The sequence below is a fragment of the Kribbella sp. NPDC006257 genome, from assembly GCF_040613535.1.
In the GTDB taxonomy this organism is placed as follows: Bacteria; Actinomycetota; Actinomycetes; order Propionibacteriales; family Kribbellaceae; genus Kribbella.
The window spans coordinates 130703-153978 of the sequence record NZ_JBEXSJ010000010.1; the positions used below are offsets into that span (position 1 = coordinate 130703).

Consider the following 23276-nt stretch of genomic DNA (forward strand, 5'->3'; position numbering starts at 1 on the left):
ACTTTAAACCATGGTGATCCCGTCGAATTCGGCTCCCGCCGTTGCCGTTGACCAGCTGTCGATGACGTACCGCGTGCCGGTGCGCGATGCCGGCCTGCTCGCGGCCACCCGCTCCCTGCTGCACCGGCGTTTCCGCGACGTCCACGCCGTCCAGGACCTCAGCTTCGAGATCGCCCCCGGGCAGATCGTCGGATTTCTCGGCCGCAACGGCGCCGGCAAGACGACCACGATGAAGATCCTGGCCGGGATTCTGCACCCCACCAGTGGTCAGGTCCGGGTCCTCGGCGAGGTTCCCTGGCGACGGCACAACCACTACCTGCGCAAGATCGCGCTGATCCGGGGAAGCCAGCCGATCGGGGACGCGCCCGAACTCACCGTGCTGGACTCGTTCCGCTATCAGCAGGTCCTCTACGACATCGAGGAGTCCCAGTTCCGGCAGAACCTGGCCGAGCTCAATGCACTGCTCGACCTCGAAGACATCCTGCAGCGGCAACTCCGTGCGCTCAGCCTCGGCCAGCGGATGCGGGCCGGTCTCGCTCTCGCGCTGCTCTACCGCCCGACGGTGTTGTTCCTCGACGAGCCCACGATCGGTCTGGATGTGTCGGCGGCGCGACTGATCAGAACGTTCATCGCCGACTACTCCGCACAGACCGGGGCCACGGTGTTGCTGACCAGCCATTCGATGGTCGACGTCGAATCGCTGTGTCCACGGTTGATCCTGATCGACGACGGGGCGATCGCCTTCGACGGCGGCCGGGACGAGCTCAGCTCCGCCTTCGCGCCGACCAAGCTGATCCGGGTGGACGTCACCGATGACGATCCGGACCTGTCGGCGTACGGCGAGATCTTGCAGCGCGACGGGAACCGGTGGTTGCTGCGGGTGGACCGGGACGACGTGCCGGCCACAACGGCCCGGCTGCTGGCCCGTTTCGCGATCGCCGATCTGTCGGTCGAGGAACCGTCGCTGGAGAACGTGATGGATCAGGTCTATCAAGGCCTGCGAGGCATAGAAGCAGCCGCGTCATGAGCCGGATCCTCCGCTTGCTGCGGCTCGAGATCTGGCGGCAGGTCATCGGCTGGTCCGGTGCCTGGTGGTTCCTGGTCACTTTGATCGTCGGACAGTCGGTGGCTCCACTCCTGGGGCTTCTCGTCTGGCTGCGCGTGCCCGGGGCAGGGCCTCAGGTGGGCAGCTACTACCTCGCCGTGATCTCTGTGGGGCTGATGACGGCGTCCTTCGAGAACCACACGTTCGCGCAGGCCATCTACAGCGGTGACGTGGCCGCCGCGCTGCTCCGGCCGCAGCCAACGGTCATCGGCCCGCTCGGGGAGAACCTGGCCATTCGCCTCTGGATGGTCCTGCTCGGGATACCGCTGATGGCGTTCGTCGGAGTGCCGGTCGGCGTGAGCTTCTCACCCTTGGCACTGCTGGCGGCATTGCCGGCCGTAGTCCTCGCAGCGGCCTTGCGGTTCTTGTTCACGTGGACGCTGGCCATGGCGGCGTTCTGGACCGAGCGCGTCCACGGCGTGGTGGCCTTCGGTGGTGTCTTGATCTTCTTGCTCGGTGGCTCCGCGGCACCCAACGCGCTGCTGCCCGATCCGCTCCGGACCGTTGCCCAACTGCTGCCCTTCCGCTCGATGCTCGGGCTCCCCGCCGAGTTGGCGACCAGCACTCTGACAGTCGACCAGGCTGCCACCGGTTACTCGATCGCGCTGTTCTGGACCGCTGCTTTCGGCTGCTGCGCTGTGGGTGCCTGGCGTCTGGGCATCCGTCGCTACAGCACAGTGGGGGCCTGATGAGAATCGTTCGACTGCTCGGTACGGCGTTCTCCCTCGCGCTCCGGCGTGCCCTGGCCTACCGGACCAACCTGTTCTTCGATGTCCTGCTCGCCCTGGTCCAACTGGGCGCCTCGATCGGCACCATCGGCATCGTGTTCAGCCAGACCGGGCTGCTCGCGGGCTGGTCCGCAGGACAGATGCTCGTCCTGATCGGCACCTACTCGCTCATCACCGGCCTCCGGGCGACACTCCTCGATCCCGGTCTCGCCGACTTCTCGGACCAGATCAGAGATGGCCGGCTCGACGTTTACTTGCTCCAGCCGGCCAACAGCCTCCTGCTCGCAACCAGCACCCGGCACGCACCCGTCGCCCTTGTGCAAGGCGTCCTCGGTGCCGTCGTGATCATTCTGGGACTCCGTGAGCTGGCCATTGTCCCTTCGCCGGTCGCACTGGCCGGCTGGTCATTCCTCACCCTGCTCGGGCTGCTGATCGGATGGGCTACCTCGGTAGCGCTCGCATCGCTGGCCTTCTGGGCACCGCGGCTCAACCTCGGGGTGCTGCACGGAGCCGCCTGGGAATTCGGGCGCTACCCGATCGACATCTATGGCCGCTGGCTCCGGCAACTACTCACCTTCGCGTTCCCGGTCGCCGCGATCACCACCTGGCCGGCGCAGACACTCATCTATGGACCCGACCTCGGCACCATGCTGATGGCAGTTGTCCTGGCCGTCGGATTCACGGCGGGAACGACGCTTGTGTGGCAACTGGGAATGCGACGCTACACCGGCGCTACGTCGTAGTGGACGATCAGGAGCCGGCGAGTGCCGCGTCGTACCGGGTTGCAATGGGCGGGGTGACGGGGGTGAGGATCGTGCCGGTGGTGAGGTTGCCGAAGGTGCGCGTTCGGGTTGGGTGGGTGGTGGCGTACCAGGCGATGTAGGCGCAGACGACTCCGTCGATGGCGTCTTCGAGGCGTTTGAGGTCGGCCTTGCGGGTGGCCGCGTCGAGGTTCTTCCGGATTGTTTGCCACTTCGGAGTGGTGTTGAGGTGGAGTGGTGGGGAAGCGTCGGCAAGGGATTCTAGGTATCCGACCAAGCGGAGCATCTCGCCGTGGAGGTGGTTGAAGTCGCGGCCGGGTTTCGCCTTGTACTGAAGGATTCGCGGCAGGTCGAACAGGGCGACGAGTGCGGGATGCGGGTAGACCTCGGCGGCCCGTCGTACGGAGGTGCGGGTCGGGTCGGTGTCGAGCCCGAGAAGCTCGGCGATCCGCAGCGCGCGCGATCCGTCGGTGAAGCTGGGGTTGGCGGTGTTCGCCGAATGGCAGTGGGCGCCGTACCGGCCGAAGTACTGACCGATCAGCCTTTCGCACAAGCGTTTGCCTGACGGGTTCACCACGATCAGCGGCGCGTCGAAGGCGACCAGGCAGGGTCCGGTGACCCACGGCGACAACCAGGCGAGGATCTCCTCGTCCGACTGCAGGGTCGCGACGTCACGCAGTCCGCCGCTGTCGTCGATCACCGCCAGACCGGTGACGCCTCGCTGTCCCCGGGCGAGGTCGACGCCGACGAAGTACGAGGGCGTCTCAGTCCTCGGTGTCGCTGTCGCTGTCGCTGTCGCGGCGCTCGATCTCGAACCGCAGCGACTTGCCGGACCGGATCCGCTCGACCGCGGCGAGGCAGGCCGCGTCACTCATGTGGACGCCGATCTCGCCGAGCTTGTTGCGCAGAACCAGCGCCGCGTCCTCGGCCGAGCGGGAGCTGGACTCGTTGATCGCCTCGATCGTCGTGGCGGTCAGCTTCTCGCGAATGTCCGGATGGACCTCGTGGATCTCGTGCGTGATTCTGAACTCCGTCATCGCGTTCTCACTCCCGGTTCGGCGGCTTGCCCCAGACCCTGCGCCAAGCGTATCCATCGGAAGGCGTTATGCGAGGACCCGACCGACGAAACTGTCGAGTCTCTGACCTAACCGATCGACCCGGACATCGGCGGCGACGGTCTCGCCCTGCGGTACTTCGGGGTCGCGCAGGCCGCGGACGTACAGCGAGCAGGCGAGGTCCGCGCAGATGTAGGTGCCGACGGTGTTTCCCGCACGCCCGGCCGACCCGGCTCGCCGTGCCGCGAACAACGCGACGTCGGTGACCTGGTGCGCGGTGTGGCAGAGGTCGCACAGCCCGGTACCGCGCCGGGGCTTTCCGGTTGCCGCAGTACCGAGAGCGATGGCAGTCACACCACCATCCCGCGGTACGACGAGGTAGGCGCGCGCGGGCGCCTTGGGGTCACGCCAGCCGAGGTAGTCCAGCGACTCCCACGGCAACTCGTCGAAGTCACGCGGCAGCGTCATCGCCTTCACCAGACTCTTCGTCGAATTGACGAACCCGCCACGAATCTCCGCCGCACTCACCGGTTCCACAGCCGTTCCCTCCATCGGTCAACCCCACTACCCAACCGCCGGAGCCGCCAACCCGCAACCCAATAACCCCTTGCCCCCAGCAACAACCCACCCCTCCCAGCCCTCGGTGGAACGCGGCCTCCGCAGGTTCAGCTGAACTTCGCGGCCTCCAGGAGTGCCTCGGCCACCGAGGTCCGTGCGTAGAGGACCGCACGACCGGCTCGATGCGCAGTCACCAGGCCGTCGGCGCGGAGGGCGCTCAGGTGTTGTGAAACACCGCCGGGCGTCAAACCTGTCCGGCCGGCCCGCTCAGTGGTCGACCTCGGTCCGTCGAGCTGGGTCAGCAACTCCGCGCGCGATCGACCGAGTACGCCGGCGACGCCTGCCGGAGCCGGACTCGAACTGTCATCCCACAAGGTCGCGATACCGCGCGCCGGTAGGTGAGAGTTGGCTGCCAGGGAGGGATCGTACTCGAGACACGGTCGGCCAGACGAAGGCGGACGGGGTCATCAGCAGCCCTTCTCCGGCGAGGTTCCGGACGCCCCCGAACCGGCGGTGCTTGATGAACAGCGAGCCGTTGCGCCACGTCACCGACTCGGCGAGATCCTCGAAGAGCCCGGCGAGTCCGGCCTGGCCAAGCCGCCGGCCCCGGTACCGACCAGGTCGCCCGGCTGAATTCGCTGGCATCTGGGAGGTAGTTGTTCCCAGGTCGCGGAAGTGGGTTTTGTTGGGGGTTCGTCGCAATGGGATCACGATCGGGGGTGGGGGTGGTTCTGGTCTGGTTCGTCACCTGGGGCGCTGCGACACTTGCGGTGAGTGCCGGACTAGGGCCAGGGGGTCCGCCGATGATCGACACCAGGTTCCGCCGCTGGTTCCTGCCCTTGCTGGGCCGGCGGCGTCGAGGACGACGGGCGCCTGAGGAGCTTCGTCCTTGCGGTACGAGTTCTCGGGTGAGCCGGCTGTCCGCGCGGTACGACGCGGAGGTCGATCTCGCGTTGCAGCGGTTGTGGCCGAAGGCGCGGGTCTATCACGATCGCGAGTTCACCCGGGACCGGGCGGACTTCCTGCTGGTGGTTCGCGGGCGCGGCGTGATGATCGAGACGAAGGTCAAGAGCGATCCCGGGTTGTTCCACGGATCCACGTTGCCGCCGTTGCTCGATCGCCTCCAGCGCGACGGCCGGCGACTCGTCGTACTGCTCAACCAAGGCGATCCCACCCCGGCGCGTGAACTTGTCGCTGCCAAGCTCGGCGACAAGGCGCGGGTGATCGTCTGGTCCGGTCCCCACCACGACGGGGAACTCCACGCTGCCGTAGAAGCCCTCATCCACATCGAAAGCCGCCACCCCTAACCGATCCAACTCGCGCAACCGAAAGGCCGAGCAACGGTCGCTCCGGCCGCCTGGTCCTGAGGGCGTGGTGGGAAACAGACAGCGCGGAGAGCGAGGGGGGTGCTCTCCGCGCTGCGAGTTGGCTCCGTGCCGCGAGGTGTGCCCGGGAGTGGGCGGCGGATCGGAGTCGTTCGGGGGCCGTTGCCGGGGGTGGGTCAGGATGCTGTGGTCTGAGCCTCGTGGTCGACACGGATGTCGTCGAGCGCTGGGCGGGGGAGTGGGGTCAGCACTTCACGGGGGTGGTGCGGCCGCCGTCTACTACCCAGCGACCTTGGACCTGTTCGACGCGCATTTCGTCTAGCCAGCGGGTTGGGGTCTTCGGGGGCAAGGCGCTCCTGCCCTTCGCATCGACGGTGGTGGCCTTTTTTGTGTCGTAGCAGGCGCGGACTATGACGCCGTCGGCGAGCAGGGTTCGCTTGGCCCAGACGACCGTCGTGAGGCCGGTGTTGTGGAGACGCTTGGAGCGGTAGTACTTCGCTTGCTGGCTGATCGAGCGATAGAGGTCGTTCGTCATCACCGGGATCAGCTGCTTGGTGGACTTGCCGCCGCTCCGCATCATCACGTCGAGGGCGACGCGGTAGCTGTAGTACGCGTTGACGACCGGGTCGTCCGAACCAGGCGAGCCCTCCACCTGCGCCGAACCCTCGGCGGCCGCGTCGGTCAGGCCGTGCTTGGCCGCCTTCTGTGCACCGGGGGATTGAGCGGCGAGATCGGACGACTCGTTGTTGCCGCAACCCGCGAACAGCAGCACCGGGAGTAGCGTGGCGGATACCACCAGGTTCTTGATGCGCATCTGTCCGAACCTCCCTGTCGGGCGCGGCACCGCCGCTGACACCTACCGGCGCGGCATAGCCGCTGACACCTACCGGCACTGACCGTGTAACGCTGGGACACAGACCGTGGTCACTGTGAGCTGGATCACAGTCACGCCCCGTACCCGGGTAGGGGGTCGGAATTGGCTCTGTGGCTGGACGTCTGGAAGGACGCTCATCTCTAGGCTCTATCTCAGTTAATGAGACCGAGGAGCTAGCCATGACGGACACCATGCAGTCGCACTCCAACCCCGCCGATGAACCGCAATCCGGTCACCCACACCCCGCCGGTCCACCCTCCGGAACGCCGATCCGCCCGACCGCGAACCCAAGTGCGGCGGGGAACCCGGGTGTGGGTGGGAACCCGGGCGCGGGAGGGGATGCGAGTGCGGCCCTGAACCTCGGTGCGGCGGGGAACCCGGTCCGTCCGGCTAGGGATGCTGGTGCGGCGGGGAACCCGGTCCGTCCGGCTAGGGATGCTGGTGTGGCGGGGAACCCGGTCCGTCCGGCTGGGGATGCTGGTGTGGCGGGCGGCGGGGGTGTGCGGCGGTCGGTGGGTGGGGGGTTGGTTCGGGGGGTGGGGTATGGGGTGGCGTTGGTGGGGGTTGGGGTGGTGGTGATGGCGCTGGCGGTTGTGGGGCGGGTGGATTCGGTGCAGGGGTGGTGGCGGCGGATGGCTCGGTATCTGGGGTCGGGCGAGCTGGTGCGTCTGCGGCGGCCGGGGGCGGTCAACTCCTTCGGGCACGGGTTGCTGAGTGTGGTGTTCGGGTGCCTGAGCTTGTTCCTGCTGATGTTGTTCGTGTTGTCGATCGTTCGCGGGCCGTTCTACGGATTCGTGGAGGACGGGCCGTTCGGGCCGGGGACCTGGGGCGGGCCGACCAAGACCGGAGCCTGGGCGGTTCACGCGGCGATCGCGGTGCCGGTCGTCGTGTTGATTCCGTTCGTACTGCGGGGGTCGGCGCTGCTGCACGCGGCGGAGATCCGGCGGCTGTACGGATCGAAGGTCGGGTGGTGGGTGCTTCCGGCAACTATCTTGCTGTCGATCGGTGGGCTGCTGTTCTTCTACTCCTGGACCCAGCAGATCTGATGCCGGTTCACGAGCCGAGCGGGTCCTAGGCTCGGCTCGTGAAGGAATGGATGGGGGCGGGTGTGGGAGCACGTCAGAGTGGATGGCCCAGCGTGTGGGGTGGTTGGGCGGCTGGACTTGCTACTGCTGTGTTGCTCGTCTTGACCACCGCGGACCTTGGGCAGCACTACCGGATTCCGTTGGGGGCCGCGCTGGCGTTGGGGGTCGGTCGTGGGTTCGGGTTGGTGCTGGCCTGGTTGCGGCCGGCGGCCGGCATTCCGGTCTCCGTGCTGGTGGCGGCGCTGATCGCGGCGGTGAGCGTTCCGGTCTCGTCGGACGAAGCGTGGCCGTGGCCGGTGACGAGTGTCTTCGGGCTCGCCGCCGTGCTGGCGATCGTCGGGTCGCGGGGTGCGTCGCGGCGCGAGTTGGCCGGCTGGTGGGTGGTCACCCAACTGGTCGGGGTCGTCGCGATGCTCGCTGCATCGGAGCGCGGCAGCTGGCCTGGTCTGCTGACGATGGCGATCTTCTCCGCGGTCGCCGTCGTCGTCGGGGACCTGCTGCGGTCGCGGTCGGAGACCAGGCGTCAGTTGGCCGCGCAGGAAGGAATCAGCGCGGAGGAACGGGCGCAGCGGGCGCGCTGGCAAGAACGCGCCAGGATCGCGCGCGAACTCCATGACGTTGTCGCTCATCACCTCTCCGTTGTGGTGGTCCGGGCCGATAGCGCGCCGCATCGGCTGGCAGGGCTGCCCGACGATGCGCGCGAGGAGTTCGCCGGTATTGCCGAGGACGCCAGGTCTTCGCTGACGGAGATGCGCCGCGTACTGCGTCTTCTCCGCGAAGACACCGCATTGACCGGAGCTGACCGCGATCCGGCGCTCGACCTTCACCCACACCTCCTCGGCGCCGCTGGCATGCCCGACCGGCTGAGTTCATCGCTTTCCGGCGAAGAGCGCATGTCACCGTCCTCGGGAGAACTCGAGCCACAGCCTGGGTTGGAGCGGTTGGAGGAACTGGTGGCTGGTACGCGACGGGCGGGGGCTGATGTGCGGCTCGAGGCAGAGGTGCCTGCGGGGCTGGATCCAGCGGTGGAGCTGAACGCCTATCGGGTGCTGCAGGAGGCGATCAGCAACGCGGTGCGCCATGCGCCGAAGGCCGTAGTACAGGTGGCTGTTCGGGTGATCGGCGGTGAGTTGCGGCTGACGGTGGTGAACGGGCCGGCGCGGGCCGACGTACCGGTGGCGCCGGGAAGTGGGCATGGGGTGATCGGGATGCGGGAGCGGGTCGCATTGGTGGACGGCACTTTCCATGCGGGGCCGACCGACGATGGCGGGTTTCTGGTGGAGGTGGCCATTCCAATAGGCGACGAGGTGGGCGAGTGACGGTCAGGGTGCTGGTGGTCGACGACCAGGAGATCGTCCGGGCGGGGTTCAGCGCGCTCTTGGCCGGGCAGCCCGATCTGGAGGTCGTCGGCCAGGCGTCGAACGGGGCCGAGGCGGTCGAGTCGGCCGGGCGGTTGGTCCCGGACGTGATCCTGATGGATGTGCGGATGCCGGTGCTCGACGGGTTGGCCGCGACGCGGGAGATTCTGGCCGGCGTGGCACCAGGGGAGACGCCTCGGGTCATCATGCTCACCACCTTTGATCTGGATGAATACGTGTACGACGCGTTGCGCGCGGGGGCGAGTGGGTTCTTGTTGAAGCACTCGTCTCCGGACGAGTTGGCTGCGGCGGTGCGGATCGTGGCTGCGGGAGATGCGTTGCTCGCGCCGTCGATCACTCGCCGGCTGGTGGAGGATTTCGTGAAGGTGCGGCCGGTGCTTCCGGCGACCGCGGGTGGGCTGACGCCACGTGAGACCGACGTACTGCGGTTGATCGCACGGGGGCAATCGAATCGGGAGATCGCGGCGACGCTGGTGCTTGCCGAGCAGACCGTGAAGACTCACGTGAGCCGGATCCTGACCAAGCTGCATCTGCGGGATCGGGCGCAGGCTGTCGTGTATGCGTACGAGTCCGGCGTGGTGGCGCCTGGACCGCGTCGGTGAGGTTGAGGAGTGGTGATGGACGGGTTGGAGCGCTTGCGGGAGATCTGTCTGAGGTTGCCGGAGACTACTGAGCGGCTGAGTCATGGGGAGCCGACGTGGTTCGTGCGGGACAAGAAGACGTTTGTGATGTTCGCGGATCAGCATCATGACGACCGGACAGGTTTCTGGTGTGCGGCTCCGGAAGGGGCGCAGGAGGCGTTGATCGCGGGCGATCCGGAGCACTTCTTCCGGCCGCCGTACGTCGGGCATCGTGGGTGGGTCGGTGTGTATCTGGATGTGGATGGCGTGGACTGGGAACAGATCGAGGAGATCGTCGAGGACGCGTATCGGAAGGTTGCGCCGAAGACGTTGATCGCGCAGCTCGATCAGGGGTGAGGTGGTCATTCGGGGGGCCTTCGGAGGGCTAGGACTGCTTCTGGGAGGTCGTCGATCCAGACCTCTTCGAAGTCGTCGGAGACTTCGCAGTCGTCGTCGCCCTCGAGCTTTCCCGCGTACCCGCTGAGGGTGGGGTCGCGTGGGCCGTCGGGCGTGCCAGCGTGGGTGGGCGCTGGATCGTCGGGGTCCTCGGGAGTGTTGCTGTGGGTCGGCGCGGGGTCGTCGGGATCGTCGGGGGTGTGGCTGGGGGCTGGGGCGGGACCACCGGCGGCCGTCCGGCTGCGGGGGTTGGCGGGTGCTTGGTCGCGTGGGTCGTTGGGGTCTTCGGGAGTGTTGGTGTGGGGAGGCGCGGGGTCTTCGTGGGGCTCGTAGGGGTAGTAGTCGGTGGGGGGAGTGGGTGGGTTCAGCCAGGCGGATTGGGCGTCGTGGCGGCAGGGCATGGCGGTTCGGTAGGTGGCTGCCGAGAGGAGTAGGACGGTGAGTTCGCCGGTGGTGACGCCTAGGCGGTCGGCGTCGCGGTGGAGGGCCGAGACGAGGGCGGCTGGTACGTCGTGGAGTACGACGCGGTGGCCGTCGTGGGGGCCGTCGGCTGATTCCACCGGCCAGTCGCGGCCCCAGCGTTCGTCGCCGAGGCGGAGGATCTCGTCCAGGGGCGGTAGCGGGTCGACCAGCAGGTCGGGCACCTCGGCGAGGGCGCGGAGCATGACCTTGCCGAGTGTGTGGTGACTGCGCCAGGTGTCCAGGGCGTCGGAGGTCATCAGGTAGCGGCGGAGGACGAGACGGAGGCGCTCGACCTCGGGGCTTGTCAGGGGGAGTTCGTGCGGGACCGGTTCGACGGCGAGGCGGCCGTTGCGGAAGCGGAAGGCGAGGAGTGACTCGGCGGGGACATCGGGGAGCCAGTCGGGTGGACCGCACCAGCCGCTGAACTCGCCGAAGGACGACGTGATGGCGCCGCCGGTGGTCAGGGCCAGGGATCCTTCGTGGACGAGGATCTGGTCGAGGATGGAGAGTTCGGGTCCGGCGTACAGGACCTGTCTTCCCTTGGTGGCGAAACGGACCCGGTGGGTGAGGGCGACTCCGTCGAGCATGCGGCGGGCGGAGTCGAAGCGGCCGTCCGGGAGTTGCACCATGACCGGCGACTGGCGGAGGGCGCTGCGGATCGCTGTGACGGGGTTGATGGCTTTGGTGAGGCCGGCGGCGCGGACCTGTGGGCTGAGTTCGTCGGGGGTGAGGGGGCCGGAGGCGTTGATGAGGTCGGAACAGAAGACGACGATTCGGTTGCTCATGCCAGGGAAGGTACGAGCGTTTGTGTGTTGGATCGGTGTTGTCCACAAGGGAATTTCGGTTTGGTTGCTGGGTTGGGTGCGGGGTGGTGAGAGGACTTGGCGGTTGGGTGCGGGTTTAGGGAAGGCGTGGTGGTTGGGAGGGGCGGTCGGTTTGAGGATGGCGGGGGTTGGGGATGCGAGCGAGCTCGCGGCGGTGGTTGGGATGGCGGGACGGCGAGGGGGGAGAAGGGGTCGGGGATACGAGCGAAATGCGAGGGGTGGGCGGGGTTGCGGGATGGTGGGGGTTGGGGGTGCGAGCGAGCTCGCGGTGGTGGTTGGGGGTGGCGGGAGTGGGTGAGGGGCGGGATGGGGCGGGATGGGGCGGGGTGGGGGTGGGCGTGGATAGGGTGGTGGGGGTGAGGGAGATGCGGGGGATTGGGGGGCGGGGGGCTACTGCTCTGGTGGTGGGGAGTTCTGGGGCGGTGATGGTGCTGGAACTGGTGTCGTTGCGGTTGGTGGCGCCTTATCTGGGGTTGACGTTGGAGACGAATACCGCGGTGATCGGGGTGGCGCTGGCGGCTATTGCGGTGGGGGCTGCGTTCGGGGGGCGGTTTGCGGATGCGGTGCCGCCGACGCGGTCGTTGGGGCCGTTGGTTTTGGTTGCTGGGGCGATGGTCTTGCTGATCCTGCCGGTGGTGCGGTGGACCGGTGAGGCTGTTCGGGGCGGCGCGGATGGGAACGTGGTGTTCCTTGCGGTGACGGTCGCGCTGTTCATCCCGGCTTCGCTGTTGGCTGCGGTGACGCCGATGGTGACCAAATTGCGGCTTCAGACGCTGACGCAGACGGGAACGGTGGTCGGGCGGCTGTCGGCGTACGCGACGGTGGGGGCGATCGCCGGTACGGTGCTGACCGGGTTCGTGTTCGTGGCGAAGGTGCCGACGAGTGCGATCGTGCTCTGCCTCGGCGGAATCCTGGCAGTCGCCGGCGCCACACTCACGCTCTACTTCCGCGGGCTCAAGGCCGCCGCGAAGCCGGTCGCGTTGGCGCTGGTCGGGACCGGGTTGACCCTGGTCGCACCGCGGCCGTGCGAGGTGGAGACGGCGTACCACTGCGCGCGGGTGGTCGCCGACCCGGATCGCCCCAACGGACGCACGTTGTACCTGGACCAGTTGAGGCATTCGTACGTCGATCTCGCGGACCCCACGTTCCTGGAGTTCGACTACATCAAGAACCTCGCCGTCGCGATCGACAGCAAATGGCCGGCCAAGCAACCGGTGGCAGCGCTGCACGTCGGCGGTGGCGGACTCACGATGCCTCGCTATCTGACCGCGACGAGGCCGGGCACCGAGAACAAGGTGTACGAGATCGACGCCGGGGTGATCGAGGTCGACAAGGCGGAGCTGGGCGTGAAGCCGGGTTCGCCGGAGCTCGACATACGGATCCGGGACGGGCGGCTCGGCGTACGGTCCGAGCCATCGGCGAGCCGCGATCTGGTCATCATGGACGCGTTCGGTGGGGTCGCCGTGCCGTGGCACCTGACCACGCGCGAGCTCGTCGCGGACGTCCGCCGGGTGCTCAAACCGACGGGCATCTACACGGTGAACGTCATCGACTTCGGGCCGCAGGCGTTCGTGAAGGCGGAGGTCCGGACGGTCGCGGCGGAGTTCGCGTACGTCGGGGTGATCGCGAAGCCGGCTGAGCTCAAAGGCAGCGAAGGCGGCAACTTCGTGCTGGTCGCCTCTCAGCAACCGCTGCAGTCCGAAGCCATCCGTCAACGGCTGGGGCAGCGGGCGGAGTTGCTGGACGATCCGGCCGCAGTACGGGCGTTCATCGGAGACGCGCCGCTGCTGACCGACGACTACGCACCGGTCGACCAACTGCTCACGCCGTACCCAAGCTGAAAAGAAAAGGCGCCGGAGCCGCGCTGAAATACCTGTCCGCCACCCGGATGGAGTTGTGATCGGGGCCGAAGGCTTGTTGCATGAGCACATGCACCCACGCGCAGGCCAGCCCGCCCAGCCCGAGGACCTCGTCGACATCGACGCGCTGCTCGCCGCCTACGACGGGATCACGCCGGACGTCGAGAACCCCGCTCAGAAGGTCGTCTTCGGTACGTCGGGCCACCGCGGCTCGAGTCTGGACGGCGCCTTCAACGAGGCGCACATCCTGGCCATCACCCAGGCCGTCTGCGAGTACCGCGCCGGTGAGGGCACCACCGGGCCGCTGCTGGTCGGCCGGGACAGCCACGGCCTGTCCGAGCCGGCCTGGCGGACCGTGCTCGAGGTTCTCGCTGGCAACAACGTCCAGACGCTGGTCGACAGCGCCGACCGGCTGACGCCGACGCCGGCCGTGTCGCACGCGATCCTGCGGCTCAACCGTGGCGCCGGTGCAGGGGCCGACGGCATCGTGATCACACCGTCGCACAATCCGCCGCGCGACGGCGGCATCAAGTACAACCCGCCGCACGGCGGACCCGCCGACTCCGACGCGACCGGCTGGATCGCGAACCGGTCCAACGAGCTGATCGCGGGTGGCAACCGCGAAGTACGCCGTACGCCGTTCGCGGCCGCCCGGGCGCAGGCAGGGGAGTACGACTTCCTCGGCCACTACGTCGACGACCTGCCGTCGGTGCTCAACCTCGACGCGATCCGCAGCGCCGGGGTCCGGATCGGCGCCGACCCGCTCGGTGGCGCGAGTGTCGACTACTGGGCCGCGATCGCCGACCGGCACCGGCTCGACCTGACCGTGGTGAACCCGCGGGTCGACCCGGCCTGGTCGTTCATGACGCTCGACCACGACGGCAAGATCCGGATGGACTGCTCCTCGCCGTACGCGATGGCGTCGCTGGTCGCCCAGAAGGACCACTTCCACCTGGCGACGGGCAACGACGCGGACTCGGACCGGCACGGCATCGTGACGCCAGACGCCGGCCTGATGAACCCGAACCACTACCTAGCGGCGGCGATCTCGTATCTGTTCGAGAACCGGCAGTGGGGCCCGGACACCGCCGTCGGCAAGACGCTGGTGTCGTCGTCGCTGATCGACCGGGTGGTGGCGGATCTCGGCCGGCGGCTCTGGGAGGTGCCGGTCGGGTTCAAGTGGTTCGTGCCGGGGCTGATCGACGGCTCGGTCGGGTTCGGTGGCGAGGAGTCGGCCGGAGCGAGCTTCCTGCGCTTCGACGGCACGGTCTGGACGACAGACAAGGACGGCATTCTGCTCGCCCTGCTGGCCAGCGAGATCACCGCGGTGACCGGGGAGACGCCGTCGCAGGCGCACGCGAAGCTGGCGGCGAAGTTCGGCGCCTCGGCGTACTCGCGGGTCGACGCGCCCGCCAGCCGCGACCAGAAGGCGAAGCTGGCGGCGCTGTCCGCGGACGCTGTCACCGCGACCGAGCTGGCGGGCGAGCCGATCCTGGACCGGATGACGAGCGCGCCCGGTAACGGGGCACCGATCGGTGGGCTCAAGGTGACGACCGAGTCGGCGTGGTTCGCCGCGCGGCCGTCCGGCACCGAGGACCTCTACAAGATCTACGGCGAGTCCTTCAAGGGCGAGGACCACCTCGCCGAAGTCTTCGCCGAAGCCCGCGAGGTCGTCTCCCAAGCTCTCGCCTAGCGGACGAAGGCGTCGACCAGGCGGTCGAGGTCGGCAGTGGGGTCGCTGGTGAGGCCGCTGTGGATCGGGCTGGGATGCACGACCGTACTGCGGGGTGCCGCAAGCCAGCGGAAGCGCTCACCGATCCTGGTGGCTGCCGCGGGACCGCCGTCGGGGTCGCCGGCGCAGATCGCGCGGATGTGCTCGAGCGACGCGCACACCACGTCGACATCCACCGCCGGGTCGAGCGCCTTCAACCGGGAAGGCTCGACGTCCCAGGCCGCGCCGAGGAAATCCAATGAGCGGCAGTAGAGCACCGCGCCGACGTTGACGAACTCGCCTCGCTGGATGCGCGGAGCGGCCCGCAGGATGACGTAGTCGAACGGAACGAGATTCATCGCGCACCACCCGGCAGCCACGCGGACCGGTCGGCGAGTCGCGCGGTCAGGTGGCCGACGTACCGCTCACGGTCACCTTCAGCGATCCACTCATCGGGCACCAGGCCGATCACTTCCGTCAGCAGCGAAGGTGTGATCTCTGCGGCCAACTCCGAGTCGATGCCGGGCACAGCCGGAGTGATGTCGCGGAAGACGTGATCGTCGGCGTCGTAGGAGAGCCCGGTGAACTTCTCCGCGGACATCCAGGAGTGGTGGAAGTACAACGCGGCTCCGTGGTCGATCAGCCAGAGGTTCTTGTGCCAGACCAGCAGGTTCGTGTTCCGCCAGGACCGGTCCACGTTCGCGACGAACGCGTCGAGCCAGAGGATGCGGGCCTGAGTGGCGTCGTCCGGTTTGCCGCTGGAGCCGTCGTAGCCGAAGGAGCCGGGCAGGAAGTCGACGGCGAGGTTCAGACCGGCGCTGCGGATCAGCAGGTCCTGGATCTCCTCGTCGGGCTCCGACTTGCCGATCGCGGGATCGAGCTGCATCAGCTTCAGCTCAGGCACCCGCAAGCCGAGCCGGCGGAAGAGCTCGCCGACGATCACCTCCGCGACCAGCGCCTTCGGACCCTGGCCGGCGCCGTGGAACTTGAGCACGTAGGTGCCGAGATCGTTGCCCTCGACAACACCGGGCAGCGACCCGCCTTCCCGGAGCGGCAGCACGTACCGGGTAGCGGTGACGATCGGCAGACTCACGCCGCAGAGCATATGCGTCACGCTGAGCAGTGTGTCGGCCCGGGCACGGTTTCTGCTCGAGCGGCGCCGGGTACCGGAGGGCACCCTGACCGAGGAGAGAGTCACTTGAGCTTGCCGTCCATGGGCGTCGAGGAAGAGTTGTTGCTGGTGTCTGCCGCCGGCGAGCCGCTGCCGCGCAGCAAAGCGGTAGCGGGCGACCCAGGCGTCGAACTGGAGCTGACCAGAGCCCAGGTGGAGATCAACACGCCGGTCTGCGGGACCGCCGACGAGCTGCACGACCACCTGCACCGAATGCGGTCGAAGCTTGCCGCCTCCGCGGCGGAACAGGGCGGCCGGCTCTGCGCGATCGCCGTACCGCCAAGTGGTCATGCTGAACAGCTGGTCACCAAGAAGGAGCGGTACCTGCAGATGGCGGCGAGGTACGGGCTGCTGGCCAGGGAGCAAGGCGTCTGCGGCTGCCACGTGCACATCGACGTACCGGACAAGGAGGCTGCGATCCGGGTCAGCAACCATCTGCGTCCTTGGCTGCCGACACTGCTCGCGCTGACGGCCAACTCGCCGATCTACCTGGGGTCCGACACCGGGTTCGCGAGCTGGCGGTCGATCATGTGGTCGCGCTGGCCGTGCTCCGGGCCGCCGCCGTACTTCGAATCGGCTGCGCACTACGACGCGCTGGTCGCGATGCAGATCGCGTCGGGCAGCATCATGGACGAGGGCATGGTCTATTGGGATGTCCGCCCGTCCAGCCATCTCCCGACGGTGGAGGTGCGGATCAGCGATGTGCCGCTGACTATCGACGAGACAGTGTTGCTGGCAACCCTCATCCGCGCGCTGGTGATGACGTACGACGGCTCGCCGGGTCCGAAGCTCGAGCCAGAGGTACTACGCGCCGCCTACTGGCTCGCTGCTCGTGACGGGATCGAAGGCAACGGCCTGGATGTACTCCACGCCGAGCCGCTTCCCATGACACAACTCATCGACCGACTGATCAACCACGTCGGCGACGCCTTGCAGGAACTCGGTGACACCGACCGGGTTGAGGACACCTTGCAGCGCCTGATCGCAGAGGGCAACGGAGCGGTGAAGCAACGCAAGGCGTTCCGTGAGGGCGACGGCGTTGTCGCCCTCACGGAAGTCAGGCCCTAGCTGCGGAAGAAGCCCTAGCCGCGCAGGAAGTCCTCCAGGCCGTGGAGGTCGTCGGTGTTGAGGTTGTCGACACCAGCGGAGGTCAGTTCGGACCAGAGAGCATCACGGGCGGCGCCGCGGACGTCCGGGGTCTCCCAGAAGCGCACCTTGTAGCCGGCACCGTGAGCCGTCTTCACGATGTCGCGCAGCTTGGTCCGCTCGGCCGCGGGGAACTCGCCGATGCCTCGCCAAGTGAAGTTCTTCGACCAGTTGTCGCTCACCAACGGCATGACCGACGCCGGCAGCCCGGAGTTCAGGTCCGACAGACGGCCGTCGTACCCGGCGTACCGGATCTTCTGGGCCTGCAGGATGTCGAGCGGGCGGTTGCCGCTGATCACCGAGGTCACTGCGCCACGGCGTACCCGGCCACCGACGAAGACTGTGCTGATGTCGCTGTACTTGGCCAGTGCCTTGTCGATTGCCGCGTACGTCGTGGGTCCGTCGCTCTTGATGTCGATGAGCAACTGGAAGTCGCGGCCATGCCGGTAGACCTGACCACCGTTCGCTGCAACGCGCTGGGCGAGTGGTTCGAGGTAGAGGTTCTCCAGGTTCCGGCCGGGGCGAGCATCTGCCAGGTCGTGCGCGACGCGGAGTTCACCGTCGACCAGCCAGACGTCCGCCTCGACACTGTTGAACCCACGGTCGAGTGCGTCGTACAGCGGCCGCCGGTGGTCGTAGTCGTTGTGCGCGTGAGCTATGGGCAGCGCCTCGACCGGCGGAGCGTCGTACGCACGCGGCAGCCGGAAGCCGTTCGTAGCAGCGACCGCACGGACCCGGTCGGGGTAGTCGGAGATGATGCCGTCGACACCCAGGCCGATCAGCGACTGCATGGTGGCCGGATCGTCGACGGTCCACGGGATGACCTTCAGGCCGGCCTGGTGGGCCGAGCGCACCATGTCGGCGGTGACATAGGGCCGGTACGTCGGATCGGTCACCCGACCGTCCTGCGGGAACCCGTGCACCGGGGAGATTGCAGAGGCACCGAACGACGTCGCGGCCTTCACCAGGTCGCCGCCGAAGTCGTCGATGTCGATGCCGCCGAGCCAGGGCGACTTGCCCGGCTTGCCGGTCTCGAGGAAGTCGTAGTTGGTCAGCGCGACCAGCGGCAGCTCCGGGGCGACCTGACGCATCCGCATCAGCGAGCCCCAGTCGAAGCTCTGGATGGTGATCTGCCGGGCGATGTGCGCCTTGCGGATCTCCGCGGCGACCACCTGGACGAACTGCTCGCGCGGCGCGGTCTGACTCGGCGCACCGGCCTCGACCTTGGTCTCGACGTTGAGCTTGACGTCGTTCGCGTGGAACCGGTGGACGAGGTCGAACACCTCGCTCAGCTTCGGCATCCGGGCCCCGGGGTCGGGCATCTGGCCGGGGAAGGCGGCCTGCGGCAGCGAGCCGCAGTCCAGCTGGCGGACCTGGGCGAGCGTCAGCGTGTTGATGAACTTGCCGACGTACGGGTATTCGGGATCGTCCGGCGTGTAGGGCCCGGTGTCCTTGCACTTGCTGCCGGACACCTGGCGGTCGTGGGTGACCACGGCCTGGCCGTCCTGGGTGATCTGGACGTCGAGTTCGAGCGTGCTCACGCCGAGCTCGAGGCCGCGGCTGAAGGAGGCGATCGTGCTCTCGACGGTCAGGCCGAGACCGCCGCGGTGGGCCTGGATGTCGAGGTCACGGCGGGCGGCGGAGGCCGGCGCGACGGCCAGGCCCTGGGCCAGCAGGCCGGCCGCGAGGGCCAGCGGGATCAGGCGGCGCATGGGTGGGGTTCCCTTCGTCAGAGGCGGGGACGAGGCCGATCGTTACCGGTTCACGGAACAATCGTCCCTCTAGAAGGTAACCAACAAGAGGCCGACCGGTGTCAGGGCGCCGAGACGACCTGATGGATCGACTGGGCCACGGCCACGATCGTCCCGTCCTTGAACGCCCCGTCGATCCTGCCGGTCGTATGCCGGCTCAACAGAAACTCCACCTGGCAGGTGTCAGTCCCCGCGCTGGCCGGCGTGGTGGCCCGGATCAGCCCAGCAGCGATCGTCGTCGAGGAACGACCAGGCTCGATCTGCAGGCTGCCAGTCTGGATGCACGGTCCGCTCCAGGTCAGCGTCTGAGCCGGCCCACTCGCAGAGGTCACCTGGACGTCCTTGCGCCGGGACAGCTTCGCCCCGCCGACCGGCTGGGACAGGTGCACCGGCTCGGGCAGCACAACGGTCGAGCTCGGCGCGGACGTGTTGCCGCCGGCGCGGTTCAGCGCGAAGTTGATCTCGACCTTGGAGCCCTTGGAGACCTTGGGTACGCCGAGCTGCCCGGTGTAGCTGGTAGCGCCCGCGAACTTGCCGCGGTGCAACTGTTGCCTCTTGCCCTCCGCCGAGACCTCCACGTTCTCCCCGCTGCCCAGCTCGACATAGGTCAGGTTGCCGACCCGGAAGGAGGCGGTGACGTCGACAGCGTCCGCATTCTCAGGCAGCTTGACGAGCAAGTCGGCCGTCATCCCGCTGGTCTTGATGTCGGCAGAGTCGACAGTCGAGCAGCCGGTCACCACCAGGGCAAGACCAACCAGTACTCCGAGCGAACGCATGCCGGAAGCTAACACTCAACCTGGTTCACTCGTACTGCAACGCCTCCAACGGATCGAGTCGGGCTGCGCGCCGGGCCGGCCAGATCGCCGCGAAGATCCCGACCATCACCGAGACGACACCGAACAGCACCAGCTGACCGGTCGGTACGGCGAAGCTCACCTCGTCGAGCCGCGCCGCGAGCAGCGAAGCCAGACCCAGCCCGAGCAGGATCCCGATCACCGCACCGATCAGCGCGGTGATCACACTCTCGTGCCGGATCATCCGTTTCACCTGCCGCCGGGTCAGCCCGATCGCCCGCAGCATGCCGAGCTCACGGGTTCGCTCGAACACGGTCAGCACCAGCGTGTTGACGATCCCGAACAGACTCACCAGCACGGACAACGCGAGCAACACGTACAGCACGTTGAGGATGCTCTTGATGCCATCGGACTGGACCTTCTTGAACTGCTCGCGAGTCAGCGCCTTCGCGTTCGGGAACGTACTCAACGCCTGCTGCAGGGTCGCCGTGTTCGCCGGAGTGACTCCGCCGTGCAGGCTGACGAAGGTGTAGAGGTTGAGCGGTTGTGGGTTGGTCGCGTCGAACGCCGCGGTCGAGATCGTCACGTTGCCGAACGGCGAACCACCGGCCGGCGGCTGGAAGATCCCTCGCACCTTCAGCGGCAGCGTCTTGCCCGTGACGGTCTCCAGCGGCAACGTCGAACCGACAGTCAGCGAGTGCTTCTTGGCGAAGTCTGCATCCAGCACCGCGCCGTCCGCACCCAGTTCGCCGAGCGTCGCCTGCGAACCGGATTTCCAGTCGAACGTCACGACCTGAGGCGCCTGACTGTCGACGCCGGTGATCGGGATCGTCTCGCCGAATGCCCGGCCTTGTCCGCCGCGCACACTCGACAGCGCGTCGACCCCTGGAACGTGCTCGATGGCTGCGGCAACGGTCGGTGGCAACGGACTGAAGTTGTTCTGTGCGGTGATCGCATAGTCCGCGCTGAAGATCTTGTCGACGGCATCCTCGAACGGCCTGATGATGCCCGCGCCGAGCGTGGCGACCAGCGTCACGAGGGCGAGCCCGATCATCAGAGCGGCCGCGGTCGAGGCAGTCCGGTGCGGGTCGCGCCGACTGTTCTGGCCTCCGATACCGACCGCGGGGCGATCACTCAGTACGCCGGGGAACTCCGCGGGCCACTCCGGGCGCCAACGGGTGACTGCCCGGCGTACGGCCATCAGCCCGACGATCACCAGCAGAACCGGATTCAGTACTGCGCCCAGCAGCAACCCGCCGAGCCGCGACAGCCCGGATCCAGGGCCCCAGAACGCGCGGCGCAGCAGCCAGTAGGGCAAGGAGAACAGCGGCCAGACCACGATCGTCAGCACCAGCACCGACCAGCGCGCGATCGGGTCCGACGCGGCCGCGAGTGGCCGCACCAATCTCGCAGAGAACAGTGCGATCCCGATGAAGATCAGCAGTACGCCGACCGCGAGCAACCCCAGCAGCGCGCCAGTGGAGAGACCGTTGACGAACAGGCCGGTCACGACCAAGGCGATGCCGAGCACGGCGAGCAATGCGGCACCCACTGGGCGGAAGCGGTTGTACCTTCCCGGTGGAAGCTTGGCGCCCTCACGGACGGCCGCGATCGGCGGCACCCGCGTCGCACGCCAAGCCGGTCGCAGGCTGGCCAGCAGAGTGACCACGATCCCGACCGCCAGCGCGACGACGATGGTCCGGGTGCGGAACACGAGCCCGTTGTTGGGCAGCGTCAGACCGGCCGCATCGAAGATCTTGAACAACCCGGTCGCGATCCCGAGCCCGAGGAACAGCCCCGCGACCGCGGACACCAGGCCGGTCAGCAGCGCCTCGAGGACCACCGAGTAGAGCACCTGGCGACGAGAAGCCCCGAGCGTCCGCAAGGTGGCGAACTCACGGGTCCGCTGGGCGATCGTGATGGACAGCGAGTTCGCGATCACGAACGAGCCGACGAACAAGGCGATCCCACCGAAGACGAGCAGGAAGGTCCGGAAGAAGGTCAGGAAACTCGACGTGCCCTTCGCATCCTCGGCCGCCTGGTCGTCGGCGCTGCGAACCTGAGTGCCTTCCGGAAGGACCTTCTGCACCGCGGCGAGAAGTTGCTGGGTCGACACGCCGTCCTTCGCCGCGAGCAGGATCTGGTCGAGCTTGCCGGGCTTGTCGAAGAGCTTCTGCGCGGTCGGCAGGTCGAACCCGGCCAGCGTGGCACCACCGATCGACGACACCGACCCGAACTCGACCAGCCCGGAGATCTTCATCTGCTGCACAGCACCACGAGCCTGTACGCCGATGCTGTCGCCGGCTGCGAACCCCTTCGCCTGAGCCGTCTTGGTGTCGATCACCACCTCGCCCGCGGTCGGCCAGTCGCCCTTCACCAAAGCCAGCGTGTTGAACTCGGGCCGCTCGGTGTTGATGCTGAAGCCGAGGTTGGGCGCACCGCCGAAGACGACCGCCTTGCCGTCGTGCCCGATCAGTTGTGCCTCACCGGAGACCGCGCCGTCGGCGACACCGACCTCGGGCAGCGCCGAGACCTTCGCCAGCAGCCCTTGATCGAACGGCGGGTTCCCACCGGCGCCGTCGTCGGACAGGTCGAACGCGGGCTTGCCGGTGATCGCGGCGTCGGTGTTCTTGTAGTTCTCCGAGAAGATCGAGTCGAAGGCACTCGAGATCGAGTCGGTCAGCACATAGGTGCCGGACACCAGCGCGACGCCGAGCACCACCCCGATCGCGGTCAGTGCGGTCCGCAGCTTGCGGCCGAGCACCCCGCGCAACGCGAACCGGATCATTGCAGGTCCAGCGAGTCGATGATCTGCAGGATCTCGCCCTGGGTGGTCTGCCCGGTCTCCTTGACGATCTCGCCGTCGGCCAGGAACAGCACCCGGTCGGCCATCGCGGCGGCCCGGGCGTCATGGGTCACCATCACGGTGGTCTGGCCGTACTCGTCGACCGAACCGCGCATCAGCTGCAGGATCTCGTTGCTGGTCCGCGAATCCAGGTTGCCGGTCGGTTCGTCGGCGAAGATCACCGTCGGCCGCGATACCAGAGCACGCGCGATCGCGACCCGCTGCTGCTGACCGCCGGACAGTTCGGCCGGGCGGTGGGTGAGCCGGTCGGTCAGCCCGACCCGCGCGATCAGCTCGTCGAAGTACGCCGGGTCGGGTTTCTCGCCGGCGATCGTCAGCGGCAGCACCACGTTCTCCCGCGCGGTCAGCATCGGCAGCAGGTTGAAGAACTGGAAGATGAAGCCGATGTGCTGCCGGCGCAGCTTGGTCAGCGCGTCGTCGCCGAGCGTGGTGATCTCTGTACCGTCGATCAGCACCGAGCCCGAACTGGGCTTGTCCAGGCCAGCCAGGATGTGCATCAGCGTCGACTTGCCCGACCCGGACGGACCCATCACCGCGGTCAGCTGGCCGGCCGCGACCTCCACACTCACTCCGCGCAGGGCACGGACAGCCGTGTCACCCTCGCCGTACGTTCGCTCCAGGTCGGTCGCCACCACGACCGAAGCCTTGTCCTGCGTGTCGCCCACCATGCCGATCCTCGCCCTCCCCGGCTGATCAATTGCCCCTGAGTGTGCTCGCCTTCGGGGGTGGCAGGAAGGGGGACGATCCCTGATCCGACCCTGACCGGCCCGTACTACGGCTCGCCGCCGGAGGGACCGATGAGTGGC

At 67.8% G+C, this 23276-nt stretch carries 23 protein-coding genes; 11 read left to right on the forward strand and 12 right to left on the reverse strand.

The features are described from left to right. Window positions 1-10: 10 nt before the first annotated feature. Genes ABZ004_RS14870 through ABZ004_RS14880 form a run of 3 tightly spaced genes read left to right on the forward strand, consistent with a single transcriptional unit; the run spans window position 11 to window position 2576 of the window. Window positions 11-1027 (forward strand): ATP-binding cassette domain-containing protein, encoded by a 1017-nt coding sequence (locus tag ABZ004_RS14870; protein WP_355680381.1) that lies wholly within the window; start codon window positions 11-13, stop codon window positions 1025-1027. Beyond that, a complete protein-coding gene (locus ABZ004_RS14875; RefSeq protein WP_355680382.1) occupies window positions 1024-1794 on the forward strand; it encodes an ABC-2 family transporter protein in 771 nt (256 codons plus the stop codon). Before ABZ004_RS14870 ends, ABZ004_RS14875 begins: the two co-directional genes overlap by 4 nt. Further along, complete coding sequence (locus ABZ004_RS14880; protein ID WP_355680383.1) at window positions 1794-2576, forward strand: ABC-2 family transporter protein; 783 nt, start codon at window positions 1794-1796, stop codon at window positions 2574-2576. The genes ABZ004_RS14875 and ABZ004_RS14880 overlap by 1 nt, the downstream gene beginning before the upstream one ends. Window positions 2577-2583: 7 nt before the next feature. On the opposite strand, the gene ABZ004_RS14885 is transcribed toward ABZ004_RS14880, so the two are convergent. The 4 genes from ABZ004_RS14885 to ABZ004_RS14900 all read right to left on the reverse strand — a co-directional run bounded on the left by ABZ004_RS14885 (window position 2584) and on the right by ABZ004_RS14900 (window position 4581). Next, window positions 2584-3465, reverse strand: a complete 882-nt coding sequence (locus tag ABZ004_RS14885) for a DUF429 domain-containing protein (RefSeq protein ID WP_355680384.1) — start codon at window positions 3463-3465, stop codon at window positions 2584-2586. Further along, on the reverse strand, window positions 3359-3631 hold the full coding sequence (locus tag ABZ004_RS14890) for a hypothetical protein (RefSeq protein WP_355680385.1): 273 nt from the start codon (window positions 3629-3631) through the stop codon (window positions 3359-3361). The genes ABZ004_RS14885 and ABZ004_RS14890 overlap by 107 nt, the downstream gene beginning before the upstream one ends. Window positions 3632-3697: 66 nt before the next feature. After that, the gene (locus ABZ004_RS14895; RefSeq protein WP_355680386.1) at window positions 3698-4201 is read right to left on the reverse strand and encodes an FBP domain-containing protein; all 504 of its coding nucleotides are present in this window, start codon (window positions 4199-4201) and stop codon (window positions 3698-3700) included. Between the two features lie 113 nt (window positions 4202-4314). Then, window positions 4315-4581 carry a winged helix-turn-helix domain-containing protein gene (locus ABZ004_RS14900; protein ID WP_355680387.1) on the reverse strand — a complete coding sequence of 89 codons (267 nt, stop codon included), beginning with the start codon at window positions 4579-4581 and terminating at the stop codon, window positions 4315-4317. Window positions 4582-5010: 429 nt separating this feature from the next. Here ABZ004_RS14900 and ABZ004_RS14905 point away from each other — a divergent pair, with 429 nt between their 5' ends. Further along, complete coding sequence (locus ABZ004_RS14905; RefSeq protein WP_355680388.1) at window positions 5011-5514, forward strand: hypothetical protein; 504 nt, start codon at window positions 5011-5013, stop codon at window positions 5512-5514. 262 nt (window positions 5515-5776) lie between these two features. Here ABZ004_RS14905 and ABZ004_RS14910 read toward each other — a convergent pair whose 3' ends face one another. After that, window positions 5777-6346: a hypothetical protein gene (locus ABZ004_RS14910; RefSeq protein WP_355680389.1), complete on the reverse strand. Its 570-nt coding sequence runs from the start codon at window positions 6344-6346 to the stop codon at window positions 5777-5779. Between the two features lie 617 nt (window positions 6347-6963). Between ABZ004_RS14910 and ABZ004_RS14915 the strand changes: the two genes are divergently transcribed. From ABZ004_RS14915 to ABZ004_RS14930, 4 genes are all read left to right on the forward strand, one after another. Further along, window positions 6964-7452 (forward strand): hypothetical protein, encoded by a 489-nt coding sequence (locus ABZ004_RS14915; RefSeq protein WP_355680390.1) that lies wholly within the window; start codon window positions 6964-6966, stop codon window positions 7450-7452. Between the two features lie 128 nt (window positions 7453-7580). After that, window positions 7581-8810, forward strand: coding sequence for a histidine kinase (locus ABZ004_RS14920; protein ID WP_355680391.1), 1230 nt, complete (start codon window positions 7581-7583; stop codon window positions 8808-8810). After that, window positions 8807-9472: a response regulator transcription factor gene (locus ABZ004_RS14925; RefSeq protein WP_355680392.1), complete on the forward strand. Its 666-nt coding sequence runs from the start codon at window positions 8807-8809 to the stop codon at window positions 9470-9472. The genes ABZ004_RS14920 and ABZ004_RS14925 overlap by 4 nt, the downstream gene beginning before the upstream one ends. Before the next feature lie 15 nt (window positions 9473-9487). Beyond that, window positions 9488-9847 (forward strand): MmcQ/YjbR family DNA-binding protein, encoded by a 360-nt coding sequence (locus tag ABZ004_RS14930; RefSeq protein ID WP_355680393.1) that lies wholly within the window; start codon window positions 9488-9490, stop codon window positions 9845-9847. Window positions 9848-9852: 5 nt separating this feature from the next. Here ABZ004_RS14930 and ABZ004_RS14935 read toward each other — a convergent pair whose 3' ends face one another. After that, window positions 9853-11133: a hypothetical protein gene (locus ABZ004_RS14935; RefSeq protein WP_355680394.1), complete on the reverse strand. Its 1281-nt coding sequence runs from the start codon at window positions 11131-11133 to the stop codon at window positions 9853-9855. Window positions 11134-11537: 404 nt separating this feature from the next. Here ABZ004_RS14935 and ABZ004_RS14940 point away from each other — a divergent pair, with 404 nt between their 5' ends. Then, window positions 11538-13013 carry a fused MFS/spermidine synthase gene (locus tag ABZ004_RS14940; protein ID WP_355680395.1) on the forward strand — a complete coding sequence of 492 codons (1476 nt, stop codon included), beginning with the start codon at window positions 11538-11540 and terminating at the stop codon, window positions 13011-13013. 88 nt (window positions 13014-13101) lie between these two features. After that, window positions 13102-14724 (forward strand): phosphoglucomutase (alpha-D-glucose-1,6-bisphosphate-dependent), encoded by a 1623-nt coding sequence (gene pgm, locus ABZ004_RS14945; RefSeq protein ID WP_355680396.1) that lies wholly within the window; start codon window positions 13102-13104, stop codon window positions 14722-14724. Here the strand turns inward: pgm and ABZ004_RS14950 are convergent. Together ABZ004_RS14950 and ABZ004_RS14955 are read right to left on the reverse strand one after the other, a co-directional pair. Continuing rightward, window positions 14721-15101, reverse strand: coding sequence for a DUF3037 domain-containing protein (locus ABZ004_RS14950; RefSeq protein WP_355680397.1), 381 nt, complete (start codon window positions 15099-15101; stop codon window positions 14721-14723). The genes pgm and ABZ004_RS14950 overlap by 4 nt on opposite strands. After that, entirely contained in the window at window positions 15098-15835 is a 738-nt protein-coding gene (locus ABZ004_RS14955; protein ID WP_355680398.1) for a HipA family kinase, read from the reverse strand. The genes ABZ004_RS14950 and ABZ004_RS14955 overlap by 4 nt, the downstream gene beginning before the upstream one ends. Window positions 15836-15940: 105 nt before the next feature. Between ABZ004_RS14955 and ABZ004_RS14960 the strand changes: the two genes are divergently transcribed. Continuing rightward, window positions 15941-16981, forward strand: coding sequence for a glutamate--cysteine ligase (locus ABZ004_RS14960; protein WP_355680399.1), 1041 nt, complete (start codon window positions 15941-15943; stop codon window positions 16979-16981). A 14-nt stretch (window positions 16982-16995) separates the two neighbouring features. On the opposite strand, the gene ABZ004_RS14965 is transcribed toward ABZ004_RS14960, so the two are convergent. The 4 genes from ABZ004_RS14965 to ABZ004_RS14980 form a co-directional block, all read right to left on the reverse strand. Further along, complete coding sequence (locus tag ABZ004_RS14965; protein ID WP_355680400.1) at window positions 16996-18771, reverse strand: glycerophosphodiester phosphodiesterase family protein; 1776 nt, start codon at window positions 18769-18771, stop codon at window positions 16996-16998. A 101-nt stretch (window positions 18772-18872) separates the two neighbouring features. Then, window positions 18873-19586: a hypothetical protein gene (locus ABZ004_RS14970; RefSeq protein WP_355680401.1), complete on the reverse strand. Its 714-nt coding sequence runs from the start codon at window positions 19584-19586 to the stop codon at window positions 18873-18875. A 25-nt stretch (window positions 19587-19611) separates the two neighbouring features. Further along, window positions 19612-22392: an ABC transporter permease gene (locus ABZ004_RS14975; protein WP_355680402.1), complete on the reverse strand. Its 2781-nt coding sequence runs from the start codon at window positions 22390-22392 to the stop codon at window positions 19612-19614. Then, window positions 22389-23138, reverse strand: coding sequence for an ABC transporter ATP-binding protein (locus ABZ004_RS14980; RefSeq protein WP_355680403.1), 750 nt, complete (start codon window positions 23136-23138; stop codon window positions 22389-22391). Before ABZ004_RS14980 ends, ABZ004_RS14975 begins: the two co-directional genes overlap by 4 nt. Window positions 23139-23276 lie beyond the last annotated feature (138 nt).

What these genes read in the sequence shown, in the direction of transcription:
- ABZ004_RS14975 (WP_355680402.1), bottom strand. Translation starts at nt 22,392, where the DNA reads ATGATCCGGTTCGCGTTGCGCGGGGTGCTCGGCCGCAAGCTGCGGACC.
- ABZ004_RS14970 (WP_355680401.1), bottom strand. Translation starts at nt 19,586, where the DNA reads ATGCGTTCGCTCGGAGTACTGGTTGGTCTTGCCCTGGTGGTGACCGGC.
- ABZ004_RS14905 (WP_355680388.1), top strand. Translation starts at nt 5,011, where the DNA reads ATGATCGACACCAGGTTCCGCCGCTGGTTCCTGCCCTTGCTGGGCCGG.
- ABZ004_RS14870 (WP_355680381.1), top strand. Translation starts at nt 11, where the DNA reads ATGGTGATCCCGTCGAATTCGGCTCCCGCCGTTGCCGTTGACCAGCTG.
- ABZ004_RS14890 (WP_355680385.1), bottom strand. Translation starts at nt 3,631, where the DNA reads ATGACGGAGTTCAGAATCACGCACGAGATCCACGAGGTCCATCCGGAC.
- ABZ004_RS14895 (WP_355680386.1), bottom strand. Translation starts at nt 4,201, where the DNA reads ATGGAGGGAACGGCTGTGGAACCGGTGAGTGCGGCGGAGATTCGTGGC.
- ABZ004_RS14935 (WP_355680394.1), bottom strand. Translation starts at nt 11,133, where the DNA reads ATGAGCAACCGAATCGTCGTCTTCTGTTCCGACCTCATCAACGCCTCC.
- ABZ004_RS14910 (WP_355680389.1), bottom strand. Translation starts at nt 6,346, where the DNA reads ATGCGCATCAAGAACCTGGTGGTATCCGCCACGCTACTCCCGGTGCTG.
- ABZ004_RS14965 (WP_355680400.1), bottom strand. Translation starts at nt 18,771, where the DNA reads ATGCGCCGCCTGATCCCGCTGGCCCTCGCGGCCGGCCTGCTGGCCCAG.
- ABZ004_RS14940 (WP_355680395.1), top strand. Translation starts at nt 11,538, where the DNA reads ATGCGGGGGATTGGGGGGCGGGGGGCTACTGCTCTGGTGGTGGGGAGT.
- ABZ004_RS14930 (WP_355680393.1), top strand. Translation starts at nt 9,488, where the DNA reads ATGGACGGGTTGGAGCGCTTGCGGGAGATCTGTCTGAGGTTGCCGGAG.
- ABZ004_RS14875 (WP_355680382.1), top strand. Translation starts at nt 1,024, where the DNA reads ATGAGCCGGATCCTCCGCTTGCTGCGGCTCGAGATCTGGCGGCAGGTC.
- ABZ004_RS14950 (WP_355680397.1), bottom strand. Translation starts at nt 15,101, where the DNA reads ATGAATCTCGTTCCGTTCGACTACGTCATCCTGCGGGCCGCTCCGCGC.
- ABZ004_RS14880 (WP_355680383.1), top strand. Translation starts at nt 1,794, where the DNA reads ATGAGAATCGTTCGACTGCTCGGTACGGCGTTCTCCCTCGCGCTCCGG.
- pgm (WP_355680396.1), top strand. Translation starts at nt 13,102, where the DNA reads ATGCACCCACGCGCAGGCCAGCCCGCCCAGCCCGAGGACCTCGTCGAC.
- ABZ004_RS14980 (WP_355680403.1), bottom strand. Translation starts at nt 23,138, where the DNA reads ATGGTGGGCGACACGCAGGACAAGGCTTCGGTCGTGGTGGCGACCGAC.